Raw genomic sequence first — 18,408 nt, forward strand, 5'->3', positions numbered from 1 at the left:
CCCCCGGACGTCCGCGGGAGGACTCTTGCGCCCAGCACCTCGACGGGGGAATCATCCGAGGATGACGGTCGAACGATCGCGCATCACGGTCCACGGGGTCGTGCAGGGGGTCGGCTTCCGCCCGTTCGTCGCGCGACTGGCCGACGACCTGGGACTGCACGGCCACTGCGGCAACGACGACGTCAGCGTGTTCATCGAGATCGAGGGCAAGTCCGCGTCGGTGTCCGAGTTCGTGCGCCGGCTGCGCACGAACGCACCGCCGATGGCCGTGATCGTCGACGCGACCGCCCAGCCCGTGCCGGTGCGCGGCGACGAGTCGTTCCGGATCATCGACAGCAGGCACGTCCCCGGTGCGCGGACGCTGGTGTCGCCGGACGTGGCGACGTGCGCGGATTGTCTTCGCGAACTGGCCGATCCGCACGATCGGCGGTATCGCCACCCGTTCGTCAACTGCACCAACTGCGGGCCCCGGTTCACGGTGATCACCGACCTCCCCTACGACCGGCCCAACACCACGATGGCCGAGTTCCCGCTGTGCGCGAAGTGCCTCGCCGAGTACCGCGACCCCGCGGATCGACGGTTCCACGCCCAGCCGGTGTGCTGCCCCGACTGTGGTCCGCACCTGTTCGCCGAGGTCGACGGGCACCGGATCGACGGGGACGACGCCGTCCTCACCGCGGTGCAGGGGGCGTTGCGGGACGGCCGGATCGTGGCGGTCAAGGGCCTCGGTGGATTCCACCTCGTCTGCGATGCCGCGAACCCCGCCGCCGTCGAGACTGTGCGGGCGCGCAAGCACCGCCCGGACAAGCCGTTCGCGGTGATGACCGCGGACCTGTCCGCCGCCGCCGAGCTGTGCGAGATCTCCGAGCCCGAGAGCGCACTGCTGCGACACCCGGCCCGGCCGATCCTGTTGCTGCGCAAGAAGAACACTGCGTCGGTTGCCGACGGCATCGCACCCGGGATCGACGACCTCGGCGTGATGCTCCCCTACACCCCGCTGCACCACCTCCTGTTCACCCGGACCCCCGGCGCCGGCGTCGACCCACCGCGGGTGCTGGTGATGACGTCCGGCAATCTGAGCGGCGAACCCCTCTGTTTCGACAACGACGACGCCCGCACTCGATTGGCGGACATCGCCGACGTGTTCCTGATGCACGACCGCCGCATCGCGGTGCCCTGTGAGGATTCCGTGCTCGCGGTCGAGGCCGGGGCGGTGCTGCCGATCCGCCGCTCGCGCGGGTTCGCACCGCTGCCGGTCGTGCTCCCCGCGCACGGCCCGGAGATCCTCGCGGTGGGCGCGGAGATCAAGAACACCTTCTGCCTGACCCGGCAGGACTACGCGTTCTGCTCGGCGCATCTCGGCGACATGGGCAGCCTGGAGAGTCAGCGCGCCTTCGAGACGTCGGTGCGGCAGTTGACGCATCTGCACGGGATCACCCCGGAGGCCGTGGTCGCCGACCGGCACCCCGGATATTCGACGCACCACTGGGCCCGGCGCTACAGCGACAGGACCGGCGTCCCCCTGCTCACCGTGCAGCACCACCACGCGCACGTCGCGTCGCTGATGGCCGAACACGGACTGGTCGGGACGACGGTGCTCGGTGTCGCGTTCGACGGGACCGGGTACGGCTGCGACACCACCGTGTGGGGCGGCGAACTCCTCCTCGTCGGCCCGAACGTCCTCGACACGAGGAGGGTGGGACACATCCAGCCCTTCTCGTTGCCGGGCGGTGACGCCGCGGTCCGGAATCCGGTGCGGGTGGCGCTGGCTCTGCTGCACGAGTGCGGGATCACCGACGTCGACGGGTTGCCGTGCGTGGAGGCGATCCCCACCACGGAACGCGCGGCCGTGGAGTCGCAACTTCAGTCGGGTCTCGGTTGCGTCAGGACGACGAGCGCGGGCCGCCTGTTCGACGGCGTCGCGTCGCTGCTCGGGGTCAGGCACCGGGTCACCTACGAGGCGCAGGCGGCCATCGAACTCGAGGCCCTCGCCCGGACCGCCCCGCACCCGGCTCCCCTGGTCATGGAAGTGCAGAACGACCAGCTCAGGCTGCCTCTTCTGCTGTCCGGACTGGTCGCCGGACTCCGCGACGGGACCCCGCCCGCGGCCCTCGCAGTGGGCTTCCACCATGCCCTCGCCGCCGCCACCGCCGACCTCGTCGACCGGGCCGCCACCGTGACCGGCGCGTCGACGATCGGACTCACCGGAGGAGTCTTTCAAAACCGTTTATTCCTCGCACTGGTGAGAGCACACTGGGAGAGCAGCGGTTATCGAGTCCTCACCCACCACCGGGTGCCTCCCAACGACGGAGGACTCTCCCTCGGCCAGGCGGTGATCGGTGCCGCGGCAACCATGCGCGGACCGTGACGTCGGCAGCCCCCGACCGGCCGGTCCGGGACGGGAGCTAGTGAATGACCACCACCGCAGAGGCGGGCGGGCACCTTGTCGACACGGACCTGTCTGCGGATCTCGCCGCCGCAGCATTGTCACTCGCCCGCAGATTCCATGACGGTGCGACACTCTGGGTGATCTCACCCCAGTGGGAACCACATGCCCATCACGTCGCCGTCGAATTCGTGCATCCCGTGATCATGGGCAAACGGGCGCTGCCGTCGGTGGCACTCGTCGAACCCGATCCGGTGGCGCAGGCCCGGGTGGCGAGCAGGCCCGGCGACATCCTGCTGGCCGTGGCGTCGGCGAACGAGCCCGCCGTGGTCGACGCGATGCGCCGCGCACCGGCGTGGGGCGCGATGACGCTGTGGATCGGGGCAGGCCCCCGACCTCCGGCCGGTGCGGCGAACCACATCCTCTGGGTCGACTCGGAGGATCCGATGGTGCCGGCCACCGGGCGGTTCGTCCTCATGTATCACCTGCTGTGGGAACTCACCCACGTCTGCTTCGAGCACTCGGGACTGCTGAAACCCGACGCCGAGGAGTGCGACGAGACGGTCTGCGTCACGTGCAGCGACGAGGGTCGTCTCGGTGAGGTGGTGATCGAGCCGGCCGAACCGCTCGGACCCGCCCTGGTCCGCACCGCCGCGGGCGAGGAGTGGGTGGACGTCAGCGTCCTCGGCGACGTCCAGCCCAACGACCTCGTCCTGGTGCACGCGGGTGCCGCGATCACACGACTCGACGACGCCGGTCAGGAGGCGAACCGATGACGACACACGACTCGGAGAGCACCAGCTTCCTCTACCCGTTCATCGACTCGGAGGAAACCGACGCCCAGAGCCTCCTCGACGACCTCGCCGCGTCCGCGCGGGGGAAGGCCGCCGAGAGCGCGCGCCTGCAGAAGGAGTCCCTCGACGAGTACGGCGACGGACTGACCGCGGCCGGCATCGACATGGCCGACAGGTTCCGTCGCGGCGGCCGGCTCTACACGTTCGGCAACGGTGGCAGCTCCACCGACGCCGCCACGCTGGCATCGCTGTTCAGCCGTCCCGCTCGCGGACGTCCGGTGGCGGCGTGGTCGCTCGCCGCCGATCAGGCCGTGGTGACGGCGCTGGGCAACGACGTCGGCTTCGATCTGATCTTCAAGCGGCAGATCATCGCCCACGCCCGGGACCGCGACGTCGCGATCGCATTGTCGACGTCGGGCAACTCCGACGACCTGATGACCGCGCTCACCGAGGCGAAACAGCGGGGGCTGCTGACAATCGGGTTCGCGGGGCACGAGGGCGGCCGGATGGCGGCGATGGCGTCCGCCGGCGAACTCGACTTCTGCTACACCGTCCACTCGCAGAGCATCCACCGGATCCAGGAGAGCCACGCGATGCTCGGGTACCGGCTGTGGTCGGTGGCCCAGGAACACATGACGCGGCCCGCTCCCAACTCCGTGGAGGCTTCATGAGCACCACCGAACCGGCCACCTCGGCGGAACGCGAAGACCGGGTCCTCGAGCGGATCGACAAGTTCCGGCAACGCCGGCCGCGGCTGCTGGACGAGGTGGTGACACTCGCTCACGGTGCGGGCGGGAAGTCGTCGGCGGCCCTCGTCGACGCGGTGTTCGTCGAGGCGTTCCGCAACGAGGAACTCGAGCAACTCGGTGACGCGGCCGCGCTCACCATGCCCTCAGGTGAGCGGCTCGCGTTCTCCACCGACTCGTACGTGGTTCAGCCACTGCGTTTTCCCGGCGGTTCCATCGGGCATCTCGCGGTGCACGGGACCGTGAACGATCTCGCCGTGTCCGGTGCGCGCCCGCAGTGGTTGTCGGCGGCGTTCGTCATCGAGGAGGGTTTCCCGATCGCCGAACTGCGGGAGATCGTCGCCGACATGAGCGAGGCGGCCGTCCTGTCCGGAGTGCAGATCGTGACCGGCGACACCAAGGTCGTCGGCAAGGGCGCCGCCGACGGCGTCTACATCTCCACCGCCGGTGTCGGTGTCATCCCGGAGGGCAGGCGGCTGTCGCCCGATCTCGTGCGCGCCGGCGACAAGGTTCTGTTGTCGGGCACCATCGGCGCCCACGGCATGGCGGTCATGCTCGCACGCGGTGACCTGGCGATCGAGGCCGACATCGCCTCCGACACGGCCCCGGTAAACGCGCTGGTGGAGACGCTGCTGAAGGCGGCCCCGTCGACGCGGTGGATGCGGGACGCCACCCGCGGCGGCGTCGGCACCGTGTGCAACGAACTGGCTCACGCCTGCCAGCTCGCGGTGATCGTGGACGAGCAGTCCCTGCCCATCGAGCCGCAGGTGCTGGGCGCCTGCGACATGCTCGGCATCGACCCGCTGTACGTCGCGAACGAGGGGAAGTTCGTGGCCGTCGTCGCGGCGGACGAGGCGGATGCGGCCGTCGCGGCGCTGCGAGCCCATCCGCGGGGAGCCGATGCCACCGTAGTCGGCGAGATCCTGGCCGAACCGCCGGGCATCGTCGCACTGCGAACCTCGTTCGGCGGCAGCCGGATCGTCGACATGCTCGTCGGTGACCCGCTCCCCCGAATCTGCTGAAGAACAGCCCGAGAAGGAGAACCACGATGTGTCTGGGGATACCCGGTCAGGTGGTCGACATCGTCGACGCCGAACAGCATCTGGCCAAGGTGGACGTGAACGGCGTCCAGAGAACGATCAGTGTGCGACTGCTCGCCGAAGAAGGTCTCGTCGTCGGTGACTGGGTGCTCGTGCACGTCGGTTTCGCGATGGCGAAGATCGACGAGATCGAGGCGCAGCTGACGCTGGATCAGGTGCAGAAGATGGGCGCCGACTACGTGAACGAGATCGACGCGTTCAACTCGTCCGAAATCGCGTGACAACAGCAAGAACGAGGTAACAGGGATGAAGTTCGTCGACGAATTCCGGGACCCGGCGGCGGCTCGCGCCCTGGTCAAATCCATCACCGAACTGGCCCGTGGTGACGAGTTCAAGTTCATGGAGGTGTGCGGCGGGCACACCCACACCATCTACCGTCACGGCATCGAGCATCTCCTGCCGGAATCGGTCGAACTGGTGCACGGACCGGGCTGTCCGGTGTGCGTCATCCCCATGGGCCGTGTCGACGACGCCATGTGGCTGGCCGAACAGCCCGGCGTCATCTTCACGACGTTCGGCGACATGATGCGGGTGCCCGGATCCAAGGGCAATCTCATCGAGGCCAAGGCCCGCGGCGCGGACGTCCGCTTCGTGTACTCGCCGCTGGACGCGCTCAAGGTGGCGCTCGACAATCCCGACCACCAGGTGGTGTTCTTCGCCGTCGGGTTCGAGACGACGGCGCCGTCCACCGCGGTGACGTTGGTGCGCGCGCGGGCGCTGGGCGTGAAGAACTTCAGTGTGTTCTGCAACCACGTCACCATCGTGCCGCCGATCAAGGCCATCCTCGAGTCCCCCGACCTGCGGTTGTCGGGCTTCCTCGGCCCGGGCCACGTGTCCACCGTGGTGGGCCTGCGGCCGTACCGGTTCGTGTCCGAGGTGTACGGCAAACCGATGGTGGTCGCGGGCTTCGAGCCCCTCGACATCCTCGCGTCGGTGCACATGCTGCTCCAGCAGATCCGGGAGGGCCGCTGCGAGATCGAGAACCAGTACAAGAGGGTCGTGCGCGCGGAGGGCAACGTGCAGGCGCTGAAACTGATGGCCGAGACGTTCGAACTGCGTCCGCACTTCGAATGGCGCGGGCTCGGGTTCATCTCGCAGAGCGCGCTCAAGGTCCACCGGAACTACGCCGAGTTCGACGCCGAGGAGAAGTTCTCGATGCCGGGGGTGCGGGTGGCGGATCCGAAGGCGTGCCAGTGCGGTGAGGTCCTCAAGGGCGTCATCAAACCGTGGGAATGCAAGGTGTTCGGGACGGCCTGCACACCGGAGACGCCGATCGGCACGTGCATGGTGTCGCCCGAGGGCGCGTGCGCCGCGTACTACAACTTCGGCCGACTCCACCGCGAGACGGCGCAATTGCTGGGTCAGCGAGGCTGACCGGTGATGCCGCGCGAACACAGGATGCCGTCCGGGCACCGTGTGTTCGCGCAATACGCGCACGCCCCGAATGCCCTGGGCTACTGCGGCCCTCCCGGTTCGGAGCGCCTGCAGGCGGTCGCGTGCGGTGGGGCGCCGGACACCGACGTGGTGGCGCTGGCGAAGCAGTTCAGCGGCGCCTGGCCGTACCAGGAGGTGATCGCCCAGCTCGCCGGAATCCCGGACCCCTTGGACGAGAGGGTTGTTCGAGCCTACTGGACGTCGGACGAACTCTCGGGCCGCATCGACCGCGCCGAGTTCGGCGCCGCCCTGCTCGCCCGCCTCGCGTCGCAGGCCGGCCACTACTGGAAGCACCTCACCGAGGACCTGCTCGGGGAGGCGGCCCCCACCCACAACTTCCACGTGTTCGGCGTGTATCCGTGGTCGCGGTTATTGGACACCGGAATGCCTCAGCCGCTGCAGGTTCTCGACTCGTGCCGCATCCGCTGGGGTGAGGTGGTCGGCATCGATCACGATCGTGCCGTCGTCCGGTCGCGCCGCCTGTCGTGGGACGGCACCCGGTTGTCCCTCGGCCCCGAGCAGGACGACCCGGCCGACTACCGCGTGCCAGAGGGGGCTTTCGTGAACGACCTCACCGTGGGTGACCGGGTGGCCGTGCACTGGGATTTCGTGTGCGACCGTCTCGATCCGGATCGGGTGGGCCGGTTGCGCGAGCAGACGGAATGGCAACTTGCACAGACCAATCAGCGCCTGCTTCGGCAAGCGACCCCGGCCTCGCGGAAACGGACCGACACGAACGTTTCCCGGCTACCATGACTGGAACTCACGGCCTGTGGCCGGATCGGAGCCGACATGAAGAAGATTCTGAACTCGCTGTCCGAAGAAGAGTTCGTCCTGATCCGCGAGACCAAGAAGGCTCAGATGGCCGACTTGGACGAGGACAAGCTGATCACACTGCACACCCGCGTCCGCCGTGCCCGCAACAAGCACGTGAAGCTGTACCGCCAGGAAGGCGCGGCGAAGGTCGCGGACAAGGGCGCGCGCGGAGCCGGTAAGGCGGCCAACAAGCGCAATGCCGACAAGGTGGAAGTCTTCGAGGCAGCGCTGAGCAGGGTGAGCGGCCAATTGGCGACGGCTGCCCGCGCAAGCGCACGCGACCTGAAGGACGCGCGACTCGCCCGCGCCCGGAGCGACGCCCCGTCCTTCAGCGAGCTCGGCGACAGCGACGGCAAGGTCGGCTCGTCCGGCAAGGCGCGCGTAGACGCCACCCGGAAATCCTCCGGCCGCAAGAAGTTCGAAGCATCCACCATCGCCGCAGGCGCACGGCGGCAAGCGAAGAAGGACAAGCGATAAGTCCGATGTGCGACGATGGATTGCATCATGCCTGACATCATCGAGTTGATCTTCGCCGACCACGAGTGGTTCCGACGACAGTTCGCCGCACTGGACGAATTGAAGGCTCACCGTCGGGTGGATATCACTGCCGTCGAGGGGGTGTGGACACCGTTGGCGAAACGCCTGGATCTGCACGCGGCAGCCGAAGAGGAAATCTTCTATCCCCAGCTTCTCCGCGTCGGCGAGGAGGACGCCGAGGAGGAAACCCTCGACGCGATCGGGGACCACAACGACATCCGCGACGGCGTCCGAGCCGCGGCGGGATACCCCATCCTCTCCGAGGAGTGGTGGGCGGAAGTCGACCGGACGCGCCGGGCCAACGACGAGCACATGGCCGAGGAGGAACGCGAGGGTCTCGCTGACTTCCGCAGCGCATCGGGGGATCTTCGCGAGTCGCTCGGGCGGCGCTTCGCCGAATACTTCCTCGTTCACCGGTCCACGAAGGATGTGGACACCTCGGACAAAGATCCGCAGGAGTACGTCCGGGAGGTCGAGGAGGAACTCGACGAGGACAGCAGCGCGGGGTCACTTCGGATCGGAAGCTTGAAGGGCCGGTAGCGACGCACTCCCCACATCACAGACCGCGCGGTCTGTGTTCTATAGTTCGGCGGGTCCGCGGCATCGGGCCGACCGGTTCTGTGGGGAGATGGGGTTGTGGCGCGAATTTCCCGGCCGATACCCGATGCGCTTCCCCCGATGTCGTTCGAGCGGACCGTTCCGCGCAGGTACGTCCATCGCCAATCCGTGGCCGAGGTCTTCCTCACCGACTGTGTGTCGCTGCCGGGGCCGGATCGGTTCGTGGTCGCCGCGCAGTGGCCCCGCCTGCACGGCTTCTACCGCGCCCGGGATGGGCGCTACGACACGATGCTGTTGGCGGAAACGCTCCGGCAGACCGCGATCTACCTGGGGCACACCCGTTTCTCCGTCCCGCTGCCGAACCGGTTCGTCATGCAGCATCTCCGGGTGCAGGCGGTGCCCGGCGCGCTCGCAGTGGGCACGTCGGCCGCCGACGTGATCGTCGAGGTCACCGTGTCCGAGCATGTGTACCGCGGCGAGGCGCTGTCCGCCTTCCGCGTGGACCTGCGGTTCCGGCTCGGCGGACAGGACGTGGGCACCGCGACGGGTCATGCGTCAGTGTTTCCGCCGGCCGCGTACTCGCGGGCCCGGTGGGGTGAGCGCGGGCCGCGGTCGATCGGGGCGCCGTGGTGTCCCGCACCCGGCCCGGCGGGGCTGGTCGGTCACGTCGACGACGCACACGTCGTCCTGGGTCCCCGGTGTTCCGAGAACGAGTGGGAGTTGCGGATCGACGACGCGCACCCCGTGCTGTTCGACCACCCGTGTGATCACATTCCCGGGATGCTGATGCTGGAGGCATTCCGGCAGGCCGCCTACGCCCGGCTCGGCGTGCCGGAAGCGCACCTCGTTTCCCTGGGCGCCACGTTCCACCGTTTCGCCGAAGTCGACGAGCGGGCCACGATCCGGCTGGACGTCGTCGACGACGGCGCGCTGTCGATCCGCGGATCGTTGGTGCAGGGCGGACTGGCGGTCGTGCGAGGGACCGCGGCGCTGGCCCCTACCACGGTGAGCGCATGCGCTCGCTAGTCGGCGTCGTCGGGTGTCCAGCGGGCCCGGCGGATCCGGGTGATGTCCTGATGCCGGGCCGCGGGCATGATCCCGGGGAGCAGGAACCCCCACATGTCGTCGACACGTTGCTCGAGGTCGGTGCGCTGCGTCAGCACCTGGGAGACGGTCTGGACACCGGTGAAGGCGCCGATGACGAACCGCGCCAGCCTCGGCGGGTCGATGTCCGCGAGGAGATCCCCCTGCTCGACGGCCCGCGTGGCGAGCATCTCGCAACTGTTGATCCAGTCGAGATAGGGGTCGGCGGGGCCCTGGTCGTCGGCGCTGAGTTCGAGGGTGATCCGGATACCGGCCCGCACGATCGGGTCGTTCACGATCTGCCGGGCCATCTCGTGACAGAGCATCACGATCTGCTCGATCGCCGAAACCTGCTCGCGGCCGATCGCCTCGACCGACGCGATGGAGATCCGGTGTTGCTCACCGATGATGAACCGCGCCAGGTCCTCTTTCGAGCGGAAATGGAAGTACAAGGCCCCCTTCGTGATTCCGGCGTTCTCGACGATGTTGCCGAGTCTGGCTCCTTCGAACCCCGACTTCTCGAACATCTCCGCCGCCCCGCGGACGATCTGCTGTCGGGTCGCCGCAGCACGCGCCTGCTGAACCACGTTCACACCTTTCCCTGCCGCACGAGAGAAGAACGATGACGATGAAAGCACGGACTACGCGCCCATTGCCCGGAGAGACGGTACCAGCGTCGACCGCGACCGACGATGGTCGAACACCCTCCACGCCGGTCCGTGTCGCGGTGGTGGGAGCCACCGGCTTCGTCGGATCGGCCACCGTGACGGCACTGGCGTCGGCCGGAATCCACTGCACCGCGGTGGCGCGCACACCTTCACAGTCCGAGATTCCGGGCGTCGTGTCGGCCCGGGCGGATCTCACCGATCCGGCGAGCCTCGAAACGGCGTTCACCGGCGCCGATGTCGTGATCCATGCCGCCTCCCACACCGGGAACGACCCGGCGCACTGCGTCACCGTCAACGTCGCGGGCACCGAGAATCTGCTTGCCGCGGCGGCCCGGAACGGCATCAACCGGGTGATCTATGTCAGCACCATCGGCGTGTACGGGTCCGGGCCGCACACCGGAATCGGCGAGTTCGAGGCCACGCCCGCACCCGTCTCGGCGGTGAGCGCGAGCAGGCTGACCGCCGAACACCGCGTCCTCGAGCGGGGTGGTTGCGTCGTCCGGCCCGGCTTCGTCCACGGCCCCGGCGACCGCTGGTTCGTCCCCGGATTCATCCAGATCGTCGAGGCGTTGGGGGCCTGGGTCGACGAGGGACGATCCCGGATCTCGATCATCGCGGTGAACGATCTCGCCCGACTCCTCGCCGCCCTCGCCGCGCAGTACCCCGCATGCCCCGGCGACGTGTTCCACGCCTGCCACCCCGACTCGGTGACCGTCCGCGAACTCGGGCAGGCACTCGCGGACTCGGGCCGCCTCCGGTTGCCGGCCACGAGCCTCACCTTCGACGACGCGTTGACCGCCGGCGCCCGGCACGGCCTCACCGAACGACACCTCGACCTGATCGGCCGCGACCACTGGTACGACCCCACCCGCCTGTGGACCGCCACGGGCGCGACCGTCGACCACGGTCCCCTGGACCACTTCCGGGCGTGACGTCCGCCGACGAGTCCGGGGACGGCCACGGACTCGGACTCTCCGTCGAGCGGAACATCCCGTCTTCGTCCGCCGTCCACGAGCGGGGTGTATACCCGGATAGAGGATGATTTCCCCCACCTGACGGAGTGTCGAGATGGCCCTTCTCGCCGAGATCGTCGTGGACACCGAAGGCGACAGCCGGGTAGTGGTCCTGTTTCCCATGATGTGGTTGTTCTTCGCGGTCCTGGTCACGTTCGTCGTCACCCGGACCATCACCCGCCGTATCCGGTCGCGGTCGGGAGCGGCGCCCACGGACGACGGCGCGGAGTCGGGGGGCGGTCTGATCAACGACATCACCGTCGGCGGCGTGCACCTGCACCACCAGGTGTTCGGGATCCTGTTCATGACGCTTGCCGGGCTGGCATTGATCGCCACCACCCCGGAGGGCACCGCGCTCAACGTGTTCGCCGCCCTCTTCGGAGTGGGCCTCGCGCTCACCTTCGACGAGTTCGCGCTGTGGGTGCACCTCGACGACGTGTATTGGAGCACGTCCGGCCGGAAGTCGGTGGACGCGATCTTCTGTGCGCTCATGATCACCGGTCTGATGATCGGCGGCGCCGAACTCGTGACCGGCCGGATCGGCACCCCGGAGTGGTGGTCGTCGATCGGCTATCTGGCCATCTCCCTCGCCATCTCGGTGATCTGCATGCTCAAGGGCAAATTCGTCACCGGGATCGTGGGGATCGTGTTCCAGCCGGTGGCGATCATCGGCGCCATCCGCCTCGCCAAACCCGACTCCTGGTGGGCGATGCGCCGCTACCCGAACAAACCGCGCCGGATGGCCCGGGCCCGGTCACGATTCGGCGAGCGCTACCACGCCCGCTGGAACCGGGCACGCGACTTCGTCGCCGGACCACCGGACGTCCGTGAGGCCGGGATGCCGTGATCTGCGTCGTCAGTCGTCGTCGGCCGTCCGCGACCGCCCCATCATCTCCAGCCCGGCCATGGCCTTCTCCGCCCCCGCCTGGTCCACCTTCTCCATGGCGAAACCCATGTGGATGACGATCCAGTCGCCCGGTTCCAGGCTGACGTCCTCGGGCAGCATACCGACGTTCACCTTGCGCTGTTCGCCGACGACGTCGACGAGCGCGAGTTGGTTGCCGTAACCCTCCAACATGCGCACCACCTGACCGGGAATACCGAGACACATGATTCAGCCCTCCGTCCCGTCCGGTTGCAGCGTTGCCGCGGAGTCGGACTCCAGCAGTTGATCCACGATCTCGAACACCAAGTCCACGGCCGGTCCGACGGCGGCCTCGACCCGCGGTGAGAGCCCGATTCCCTCGCCGGTGTTCGCCACCTGGCAGCCGAGGACCACGGTCCGTGGCAGGGTTCCGCCGAGCGCGCGCAGACTCCCGAACACCGCCCCCGGATCCATGCTGTGCGCGTCCAGCGGCGCAACCGGGACGGAATCGGGCCCCACCTCGAATGCCCTCAGCGCGCCGGGCTCACCACGGCCGGGCACCGCGTCCACCAGCAGCAGGGCGCCCCACCCGTCGAGCAGCTCGTAGGCCAGATGCGTTCCACGAATGCCGAAATCGACGGCGCGGACTCCCGGCGGCAGCGTCCTCGTCGCGACCCCGCGCAGCACCTCGGGTCCGAAACCGTCGTCGCCGAAGAAGATGTTGCCCACACCGGCAACCAGAACCCGCCTGCCCACCGTCACGTGCGTCTCACATTTTCCGGATACGCAGATATCGCCTGATGTCGGGGATCGCGATGACGGCGACCGCGACGCCCGCGACCACAACCAACGCCAGAGCCGCGGTGGTCATCTCTCCGAGAATCTTCATGGCTGTCCATCCTTTCCGGTGTCTGCCGAGACCGGCTCCACCTCGTCCGGGGCGAAGTACAGATACCGTCCGTACCACTCGTGCAACTCCGACGCAGGGTCGTCCTCCAGCACGACGCCGACGTGGGTGCCACCGTCGACGTCGGCGTGCACGGTCACCACGCGAGCCAGCTGTCCCGCGAAGAACAGGTCCTGGGCGTCGGCCCGCCGCGACGGGTGGATCCGCACGACAGTGCCCTTCGCCACCCGGACGCCGTTCACGATCACGCCGTCGACGTCGGGGCGAACGGCTGTGTCGGCATCCGGATCCCACCACGGCATGTCGTCGGTCAGTTCCGGGACGAGCCCCATGTCGGGGAGGCCCGTATCCGGGAGGTGCGGGTCCGGGAAATCCGGGTCCGGGAGGTGCGGATCTCGGAGGATGCCGTGCATCTGAGCGAGCGTCGCCGGCGACATCTGGTCGCACCGGTCGATGATCTGGGCGGCGAGCGGGTCGGTGGCGCGGGCCTGCCGCTTCTCCTCCTCGGTGAGGGTCATGACGCGCAGTGTGAGGATCTCGTCGATCTCGGTGGCGTCGAACAGTGCCCCGTCGCTCTGCTCGGCCACCTCGGGGTGGTCGTACAGGATGATCGGCGACACCAGGACGAGATCCGTCTCCCCCGGCAGCCCGGCCAGTACCGGGTAGCACCGTTCGTGCGCGCACGTTCCCGCGAGTTGCTCCGCCTCCGCGGGAGGTTCGAGGAGTGAGACGAACTCGGTGTTCTCCGCCGCCAGGATCAGATGGGCGCCGATCAGCGACTGCCGGATCGCCGAGTCCTTGTCCCAGCCGGCGGCGTCCTGCGCGGTGGTCGCGTTCTCGACCGACACCCGCACGCGGTTCAGCCTGTCGACGCCGTCGCTGCCCACCGTCACGACCGCGTGCGCGGGCCACCGGGTGCGCACCACCCGGCCGGCGAGGGATCCGTCCTCGTCCCGCAGTTCCTCCACCTCCGTGCCGCCGTCGATGTGGACGTCGAGACGGCGTTCGCCCGGCCACTCCGCGGGGCGCAGGATGCCGAGATCGAATTCGCGCTCCACCGCCTCGTCCCAGCTGAGCCAGCTCGCGCCCGCGACCGTCAGTTCGTCGACGGGAACGAACTCCGCCGAGTCTGCGACCACGCGTTCGATGCTGCGCACCTGAAGCTGCAGGAAGCGGAGGGTGACGTTGACCCCCGCTCCGTCGCCTGCCTGCATCAGGGTCTGACAGGACATGCGCGGTTCCTCGCCGACCCCCGACTCCGCCGCACCCGACGGTCCGAGGACTCCGAACTGCCACCGCGACTGATTCTTCGACGAACTCGCACGATACGGATACAGCAGGTAGCCCTCGTACAGGACCGCGTCAGCCACGGCACGTACTCGCTGCAGGGACGCCGGGGAGATCATGCGATCACCTCCCCGGCTCCCTGCAGCAGGTCCGAAATGGCGACGTCCAGTCCGATCAGACCGTGCGCCGCCTTGTAGCGCGCCAGCGCGGCGAGCGTGTCGTGGTCGAGGCGCACCCACCCCGTGTTCGGGTAGTGCGCCTGAACCAGTTCGCGCCACACGCCGACCGGCAGGTCGTAGGTCGACTCGCGGTCCCACGGGATCCGTTCCACCCCGAAACCGGCGACCCCGCGAGTGAAGACCGTTCCGCTGAACAGGAACACGAGCGGCACCGTCGACCCGGCCTCGTCCAGGGCGTGCAGATACTTCGAGGCCGTCACCTCGAAGTCGTACGTGCACGGCAGCGGCAACTCCACCACACTCGACCCGGTGAACCCCTGGGCCACGGTGCTGGTCTGCATCCATTGGAAGGGTTTGAGGGTGGCCGTCCACCGCTCGCGGGGCCCGAACAGATCGAGGAGGCCCTCCGCCTCGCCGTCCGTGTAGCGGCGACGTTGCGGGTCGATGCGAACCTGGCAGCGGACGGCCATCGCGTGTACGGTGGCACCGCTGGACTCCGTCACCTCTACTCGCGCAGTGAGATTCGGCGCAACCGCGAACGGTTCCGGAAACACGTCCTCCACGCGGAACGACAATTCGGTCATGTCGGCTCCTTCGCGACGCGACTGCGCGCACGCACCGTCTGGAAGAACGTGTCGATGACCCGGCGGGCGTCCTGGCCGCCGTCGAACCCCCGCCACACCTGCCGCAATTCGCCCACCAGCTGGTAGCAGGCGTCGATGGGAACGAGGTAGCACTCGGGGTCTCCGTGCTCGGGGACCCGCAGGAGCAACGCCTCCGTGTCTGCGGACAGCCGGTCGAGGGCCGGGTTGGCCGCGAGGACGCTGTCCCAGGCGTCGAGCGGCAGCTCCGATTCGGTGGCACCTGCCGGTCCGGGATAGAAGGCGACGGTCTTGGCCAGCAGCGAGTTCCGGAACACGAAGGCGAGCCCGACAGGGATCTCCAGTTCGTCCCAGCGGCCCGGTGCGAGTTCGAAGTCGGGGAACGACAGGTAGCGGTCCGGGACGGCCCGGAAGCGCAGTTCGGCGCTCTCGTCGGTGAACAGCAGGTAGCACCCACGGCACACGCACATCAGTTGCCGGTCCTGAACGTTCACGACGTGCTGATGGGCGTCGGCGATCGGCACGGCGCACATGTCGCACCGTTCCCCGACCACCGGTGCGGGCCGTTCGGACGCGATGCGCTGCAGGATGCGCAGTCCGTTCCCCGACGGGCTCATCACGCCACCTCCGCGGCGGGCACCGCGACGGAGACGACGCCGTCACGGACGAGGACCGGCAGCGGCGACAGCGTGTCGGCATCGGCGTCGCCGTCCAGACGGAGGCCTGCCCGGCGCGGGTCGAAGTGCGCCCGGCACGACGGACAGCGCAGCACCGCGTCACCCACCTGCCCGCCCGCTTTCCGCTGCAGCGTGGCCCCGGCCAGCGAGTTGGTGCAGGCGGCGCAGCGGTCGCGGTAGGCGAACAACTGCTCCCCGATCCGGCACACCAGAATCGGGAGCCCGGCCACGGAGAATCCGGCCACCTCCCCGGGCGTGAGGTCCTCGAGTTCGGGCACCGACACCCACGTCCCGGTACCGCTCGACCCGTCCGATCCGTCCGGATGAACGTGGGAGAACAGCGATTCCGCGGAAATCAGCCCCGAACCGGCCGCGGGGGTGGCACCCACCACCTCGATGTCCACGGTCTCCGGTGCGGCGGCCAGCACGGCGTCCTTGACGGCGAGTTCCAACGTCACCGCCGAGGACGGACAGCTCTGGCAACTGCCGGTCAGCCGAAGCCGCACCACACCCTCCACCACGCCGAGCAGTTCGACGTCACCGCCGTGGGAGCCCAGGTAGGGGCGCACACTGTCGAGCGCGGTGGCGACCCTCGTCTCGACGTCGTGCGGATGAAGTCCGTTCACCAGCAGCAGGCTGGCCACCAGTTCGTCGGCGGCCAGTCGTTCGACGAGGTCGTCGTCGCGCTCGCCGATGATCTCGAGGACACGCTGCAGCCCGGCGCCGTAGAGTTCGACCACCTCGCGGACCAGTTGCTCGGCGCGCTCACGTGCCACCGAGCCACCTGTCGAACTCGCGTCCAACAGGCTGTCGATCCTCTCGCCGGCTGTCCGCCACCGATCGGGGTCGTCTCCTACTTCGTCACTCCCCCACGTCTCCGATCCGCCACTCTCCATGCGTACCTCGTCACTCGCCGGTCACGGACTGGGTGGGCGAATGCAGCTTCTCCAGCGTCTTTCCCTCACCGAGATACATGTGCACACCGCAGGGCAGGCAGGGATCGAAACTGCGGACGGTCCGCATGATGTCGATGCCCTTGAAGTGCTCCCGATCGTTCTCCTCGAAGATCGGCTGCCCCTGCACCGCGTCCTCGTACGGTCCCGGCGTACCGAAGCTGTCGCGGGGATTGGCGTTCCACGGGGTCGGCGGATACGGGTGGTAGTTCGCGATCTTGCCGTCGCGAATCACCATGTGGTGCGACAGAACTCCGCGCACCGCTTCCGTGAAGCCGCAGCCGATGCCCTCGTCGGGGACCTCGAACTTCTCCCACGTCTTCGTGTGCCCGGCCCGGATCTCGGCGAGCGCCTTCTCCGCGAAATGCAGCGCACACGCCGCCGCGTAGGCCTGGAAGTACGTCCGCGCCCGGTCACGCTCGATCGTGTTGCTGCCGTACCGCGGGATCTTCCATTCCAGCTCGACCGGGCCCTTCAGCGCGGTCTTCGGCAGGTTGATCTTCACGCTGTGACCGGTCGACTGCACGTACCCGATGTCGACGAGACCCGCGAGGGCGGTACTCCAGAGCCGGGCCAGCGGCCCGCCGCCGGTGTCCAGCGCGAGATGGTCCGTGCCGTCGAACCACCGCGGCGACATCACCCAGCTGTACTTGTCCTCCATGTCGCGTTTCTGCGGGTGCGGGTTGGTGTGCTGGTTCCACGGGTGCCTGCGGTCGACCGGGTTCCCGAGCGGATCGTTCTTCACGAACATTTCCTGGTCGGTCCAGTCGTCGTAATAGGAACTGCCCAGCAGGATCCGGATACCCAGATTGATGTCGACGAGGGACGTGGTGATCAGTTTGCCGTCGACCACGATGCCGGGCGTGACGAACATGGCCCGTCCCCACTTCTCCATGTCCTTGTAGGAGAAGTTGCACACCGCGGGATCCTGGAAGGATCCCCAGCAGCCGAGGAGCGTCCGGCGCAGGCCGACCTTCTCGTAGCCGGGCATGGCCTCGTAGAAGAAGTCGAACAGGTCGTCGTGCATGGGGACGACCTTCTTCATGAACTCCACGTAGCGCATCAGACGCGTCGTGTAATCGGTCATCAACTGGATCGTCGCGACCGTGCCCACGCCACCCGGATACAGGGTGGACGGATGGACGTGCCGACCTTCCATGAGGCAGAACATCTCTCGCGTCCACCTGCTGACCTGCAACGCCTCCCGATAGAATTCACCGGTGAACGGGTTGAGCGAACGCATGATGTCGGCGATGGTCTTGTAGCCGTGCTCGCCGGCGTGCGGCGCCTCGGTCTTCTCGGCCTGCGCGAGCACCCCCGGATTGGTCTCGGAGACCATCTTCTCGCAGAAGTCCACACCGACGAGGTTCTCCTGGAAGATGTTGTGGTCGAACATGTATTCCGCGGCCTCGCCGAGGTTGACGATCCACTCGCCGATGTGCGGGGGCTGCACACCGTAGGCCATGTTCTGGGTGTAGCACGAACACGTCGCATGGTTGTCACCACAGATTCCGCAGATGCGGCTGGTGATGAAGTGGGCGTCGCGGGGATCCTTACCCTTCATGAAGATCGAATAGCCGCGGAAGATCGACGAGGTGCTGTGGCACTCCACGACTTCCTTCTGTTTGAAATCGATCTTCGTGTAGATGCCCAGGCTGCCCACGATGCGCGTGATCGGATCCCACGCCATCTCGACCAGGCCGTCGGATTCCGACTTGTGCGAAGGTTCCGGAATGATCGTTGTCATCGACGTACCTCTCAGTGTTCGAGGCCGTCGGACTACCGCCCGAGACCCCGAGCGGG

General features: G+C 68.0%; 21 protein-coding genes. 12 read left to right on the forward strand and 9 right to left on the reverse strand.

Annotated features, from left to right (window positions below; all coding sequences use genetic code 11):
- Positions 1–61: 61 nt before the first annotated feature.
- From hypF to JVH1_RS13170, 10 genes are all read left to right on the forward strand, one after another.
- Positions 62–2,368, forward strand: a complete 2,307-nt coding sequence (gene hypF / locus JVH1_RS13125; RefSeq protein WP_009477695.1) for a carbamoyltransferase HypF — start codon at positions 62–64, stop codon at positions 2,366–2,368.
- A 44-nt stretch (positions 2,369–2,412) separates the two neighbouring features.
- Positions 2,413–3,162, forward strand: coding sequence for a HypC/HybG/HupF family hydrogenase formation chaperone (locus JVH1_RS13130; protein WP_016884043.1), 750 nt, complete (start codon positions 2,413–2,415; stop codon positions 3,160–3,162).
- The gene (locus tag JVH1_RS13135; RefSeq protein ID WP_011596981.1) at positions 3,159–3,851 is read left to right on the forward strand and encodes an SIS domain-containing protein; all 693 of its coding nucleotides are present in this window, start codon (positions 3,159–3,161) and stop codon (positions 3,849–3,851) included. Before JVH1_RS13130 ends, JVH1_RS13135 begins: the two co-directional genes overlap by 4 nt.
- On the forward strand, positions 3,848–4,948 hold the full coding sequence (gene hypE / locus JVH1_RS13140; protein ID WP_009477694.1) for a hydrogenase expression/formation protein HypE: 1,101 nt from the start codon (positions 3,848–3,850) through the stop codon (positions 4,946–4,948). The genes JVH1_RS13135 and hypE overlap by 4 nt, the downstream gene beginning before the upstream one ends.
- A gap of 26 nt (positions 4,949–4,974) precedes the next feature.
- Entirely contained in the window at positions 4,975–5,247 is a 273-nt protein-coding gene (locus JVH1_RS13145) for a HypC/HybG/HupF family hydrogenase formation chaperone (RefSeq protein ID WP_005244643.1), read from the forward strand.
- Between the two features lie 25 nt (positions 5,248–5,272).
- Positions 5,273–6,400: a hydrogenase formation protein HypD gene (hypD, locus tag JVH1_RS13150; protein ID WP_005258643.1), complete on the forward strand. Its 1,128-nt coding sequence runs from the start codon at positions 5,273–5,275 to the stop codon at positions 6,398–6,400.
- A gap of 24 nt (positions 6,401–6,424) precedes the next feature.
- Complete coding sequence (locus tag JVH1_RS13155; protein ID WP_043781022.1) at positions 6,425–7,216, forward strand: DUF6390 family protein; 792 nt, start codon at positions 6,425–6,427, stop codon at positions 7,214–7,216.
- 36 nt (positions 7,217–7,252) lie between these two features.
- Positions 7,253–7,753 (forward strand): hypothetical protein, encoded by a 501-nt coding sequence (locus JVH1_RS13160; protein WP_009477692.1) that lies wholly within the window; start codon positions 7,253–7,255, stop codon positions 7,751–7,753.
- Positions 7,754–7,780: 27 nt separating this feature from the next.
- A complete protein-coding gene (locus tag JVH1_RS13165; protein WP_043780872.1) occupies positions 7,781–8,353 on the forward strand; it encodes a hemerythrin domain-containing protein in 573 nt (190 codons plus the stop codon).
- 96 nt (positions 8,354–8,449) lie between these two features.
- Positions 8,450–9,397: a ScbA/BarX family gamma-butyrolactone biosynthesis protein gene (locus JVH1_RS13170; RefSeq protein WP_009477690.1), complete on the forward strand. Its 948-nt coding sequence runs from the start codon at positions 8,450–8,452 to the stop codon at positions 9,395–9,397.
- Here JVH1_RS13170 and JVH1_RS13175 read toward each other — a convergent pair.
- Positions 9,394–10,041, reverse strand: coding sequence for a ScbR family autoregulator-binding transcription factor (locus JVH1_RS13175; RefSeq protein ID WP_043781020.1), 648 nt, complete (start codon positions 10,039–10,041; stop codon positions 9,394–9,396). The two genes, JVH1_RS13170 and JVH1_RS13175, sit on opposite strands and share 4 nt — an antisense overlap.
- A gap of 35 nt (positions 10,042–10,076) precedes the next feature.
- On the opposite strand from JVH1_RS13175, the gene JVH1_RS13180 reads away from it, so the two are divergent.
- Positions 10,077–11,054 carry an NAD(P)-dependent oxidoreductase gene (locus JVH1_RS13180; RefSeq protein WP_043780870.1) on the forward strand — a complete coding sequence of 326 codons (978 nt, stop codon included), beginning with the start codon at positions 10,077–10,079 and terminating at the stop codon, positions 11,052–11,054.
- Between the two features lie 136 nt (positions 11,055–11,190).
- On the forward strand, positions 11,191–11,982 hold the full coding sequence (locus JVH1_RS13185; RefSeq protein ID WP_009477686.1) for a hypothetical protein: 792 nt from the start codon (positions 11,191–11,193) through the stop codon (positions 11,980–11,982).
- A 9-nt stretch (positions 11,983–11,991) separates the two neighbouring features.
- On the opposite strand, the gene JVH1_RS13190 is transcribed toward JVH1_RS13185, so the two are convergent.
- Genes JVH1_RS13190 through JVH1_RS13225 form a run of 8 tightly spaced genes read right to left on the reverse strand, consistent with a single transcriptional unit; the run spans position 11,992 to position 18,352 of the window.
- Positions 11,992–12,246 carry a HypC/HybG/HupF family hydrogenase formation chaperone gene (locus tag JVH1_RS13190; protein WP_009477685.1) on the reverse strand — a complete coding sequence of 85 codons (255 nt, stop codon included), beginning with the start codon at positions 12,244–12,246 and terminating at the stop codon, positions 11,992–11,994.
- A 3-nt stretch (positions 12,247–12,249) separates the two neighbouring features.
- Positions 12,250–12,762: a hydrogenase maturation protease gene (locus tag JVH1_RS13195; RefSeq protein WP_009477684.1), complete on the reverse strand. Its 513-nt coding sequence runs from the start codon at positions 12,760–12,762 to the stop codon at positions 12,250–12,252.
- Between the two features lie 7 nt (positions 12,763–12,769).
- Positions 12,770–12,889, reverse strand: a complete 120-nt coding sequence (locus JVH1_RS13200) for a hypothetical protein (RefSeq protein ID WP_009477683.1) — start codon at positions 12,887–12,889, stop codon at positions 12,770–12,772.
- Entirely contained in the window at positions 12,886–14,313 is a 1,428-nt protein-coding gene (locus JVH1_RS13205; protein ID WP_009477682.1) for a hypothetical protein, read from the reverse strand. Before JVH1_RS13205 ends, JVH1_RS13200 begins: the two co-directional genes overlap by 4 nt.
- Positions 14,310–14,957, reverse strand: coding sequence for a DUF6084 family protein (locus JVH1_RS13210; protein WP_009477681.1), 648 nt, complete (start codon positions 14,955–14,957; stop codon positions 14,310–14,312). Before JVH1_RS13210 ends, JVH1_RS13205 begins: the two co-directional genes overlap by 4 nt.
- Positions 14,954–15,592 (reverse strand): DUF5947 family protein, encoded by a 639-nt coding sequence (locus tag JVH1_RS13215; protein WP_009477680.1) that lies wholly within the window; start codon positions 15,590–15,592, stop codon positions 14,954–14,956. The genes JVH1_RS13210 and JVH1_RS13215 overlap by 4 nt, the downstream gene beginning before the upstream one ends.
- Positions 15,592–16,548: a NifU family protein gene (locus JVH1_RS13220; RefSeq protein WP_051033757.1), complete on the reverse strand. Its 957-nt coding sequence runs from the start codon at positions 16,546–16,548 to the stop codon at positions 15,592–15,594. Before JVH1_RS13220 ends, JVH1_RS13215 begins: the two co-directional genes overlap by 1 nt.
- 10 nt (positions 16,549–16,558) lie before the next feature.
- On the reverse strand, positions 16,559–18,352 hold the full coding sequence (locus JVH1_RS13225) for a nickel-dependent hydrogenase large subunit (RefSeq protein ID WP_009477678.1): 1,794 nt from the start codon (positions 18,350–18,352) through the stop codon (positions 16,559–16,561).
- Between the last annotated feature and the right edge of the window lie 56 nt (positions 18,353–18,408).

Source organism: Rhodococcus sp. JVH1 (assembly GCF_000280725.2).
Classification (GTDB): Bacteria; Actinomycetota; Actinomycetes; order Mycobacteriales; family Mycobacteriaceae; genus Rhodococcus_F; species Rhodococcus_F jostii_A.

Coding starts and splice junctions, on each gene's coding strand:
- hypF (WP_009477695.1), top strand. CDS start 62: ATGACGGTCGAACGATCGCGCATCACGGTCCACGGGGTCGTGCAGGGG.
- JVH1_RS13130 (WP_016884043.1), top strand. CDS start 2,413: ATGACCACCACCGCAGAGGCGGGCGGGCACCTTGTCGACACGGACCTG.
- JVH1_RS13135 (WP_011596981.1), top strand. CDS start 3,159: ATGACGACACACGACTCGGAGAGCACCAGCTTCCTCTACCCGTTCATC.
- hypE (WP_009477694.1), top strand. CDS start 3,848: ATGAGCACCACCGAACCGGCCACCTCGGCGGAACGCGAAGACCGGGTC.
- JVH1_RS13145 (WP_005244643.1), top strand. CDS start 4,975: ATGTGTCTGGGGATACCCGGTCAGGTGGTCGACATCGTCGACGCCGAA.
- hypD (WP_005258643.1), top strand. CDS start 5,273: ATGAAGTTCGTCGACGAATTCCGGGACCCGGCGGCGGCTCGCGCCCTG.
- JVH1_RS13155 (WP_043781022.1), top strand. CDS start 6,425: ATGCCGTCCGGGCACCGTGTGTTCGCGCAATACGCGCACGCCCCGAAT.
- JVH1_RS13160 (WP_009477692.1), top strand. CDS start 7,253: ATGAAGAAGATTCTGAACTCGCTGTCCGAAGAAGAGTTCGTCCTGATC.
- JVH1_RS13165 (WP_043780872.1), top strand. CDS start 7,781: ATGCCTGACATCATCGAGTTGATCTTCGCCGACCACGAGTGGTTCCGA.
- JVH1_RS13180 (WP_043780870.1), top strand. CDS start 10,077: ATGACGATGAAAGCACGGACTACGCGCCCATTGCCCGGAGAGACGGTA.
- JVH1_RS13185 (WP_009477686.1), top strand. CDS start 11,191: ATGGCCCTTCTCGCCGAGATCGTCGTGGACACCGAAGGCGACAGCCGG.
- JVH1_RS13190 (WP_009477685.1), bottom strand. CDS start 12,246: ATGTGTCTCGGTATTCCCGGTCAGGTGGTGCGCATGTTGGAGGGTTAC.
- JVH1_RS13200 (WP_009477683.1), bottom strand. CDS start 12,889: ATGAAGATTCTCGGAGAGATGACCACCGCGGCTCTGGCGTTGGTTGTG.
- JVH1_RS13205 (WP_009477682.1), bottom strand. CDS start 14,313: ATGATCTCCCCGGCGTCCCTGCAGCGAGTACGTGCCGTGGCTGACGCG.
- JVH1_RS13210 (WP_009477681.1), bottom strand. CDS start 14,957: ATGACCGAATTGTCGTTCCGCGTGGAGGACGTGTTTCCGGAACCGTTC.
- JVH1_RS13215 (WP_009477680.1), bottom strand. CDS start 15,592: ATGAGCCCGTCGGGGAACGGACTGCGCATCCTGCAGCGCATCGCGTCC.
- JVH1_RS13220 (WP_051033757.1), bottom strand. CDS start 16,548: ATGGAGAGTGGCGGATCGGAGACGTGGGGGAGTGACGAAGTAGGAGAC.
- JVH1_RS13225 (WP_009477678.1), bottom strand. CDS start 18,352: ATGACAACGATCATTCCGGAACCTTCGCACAAGTCGGAATCCGACGGC.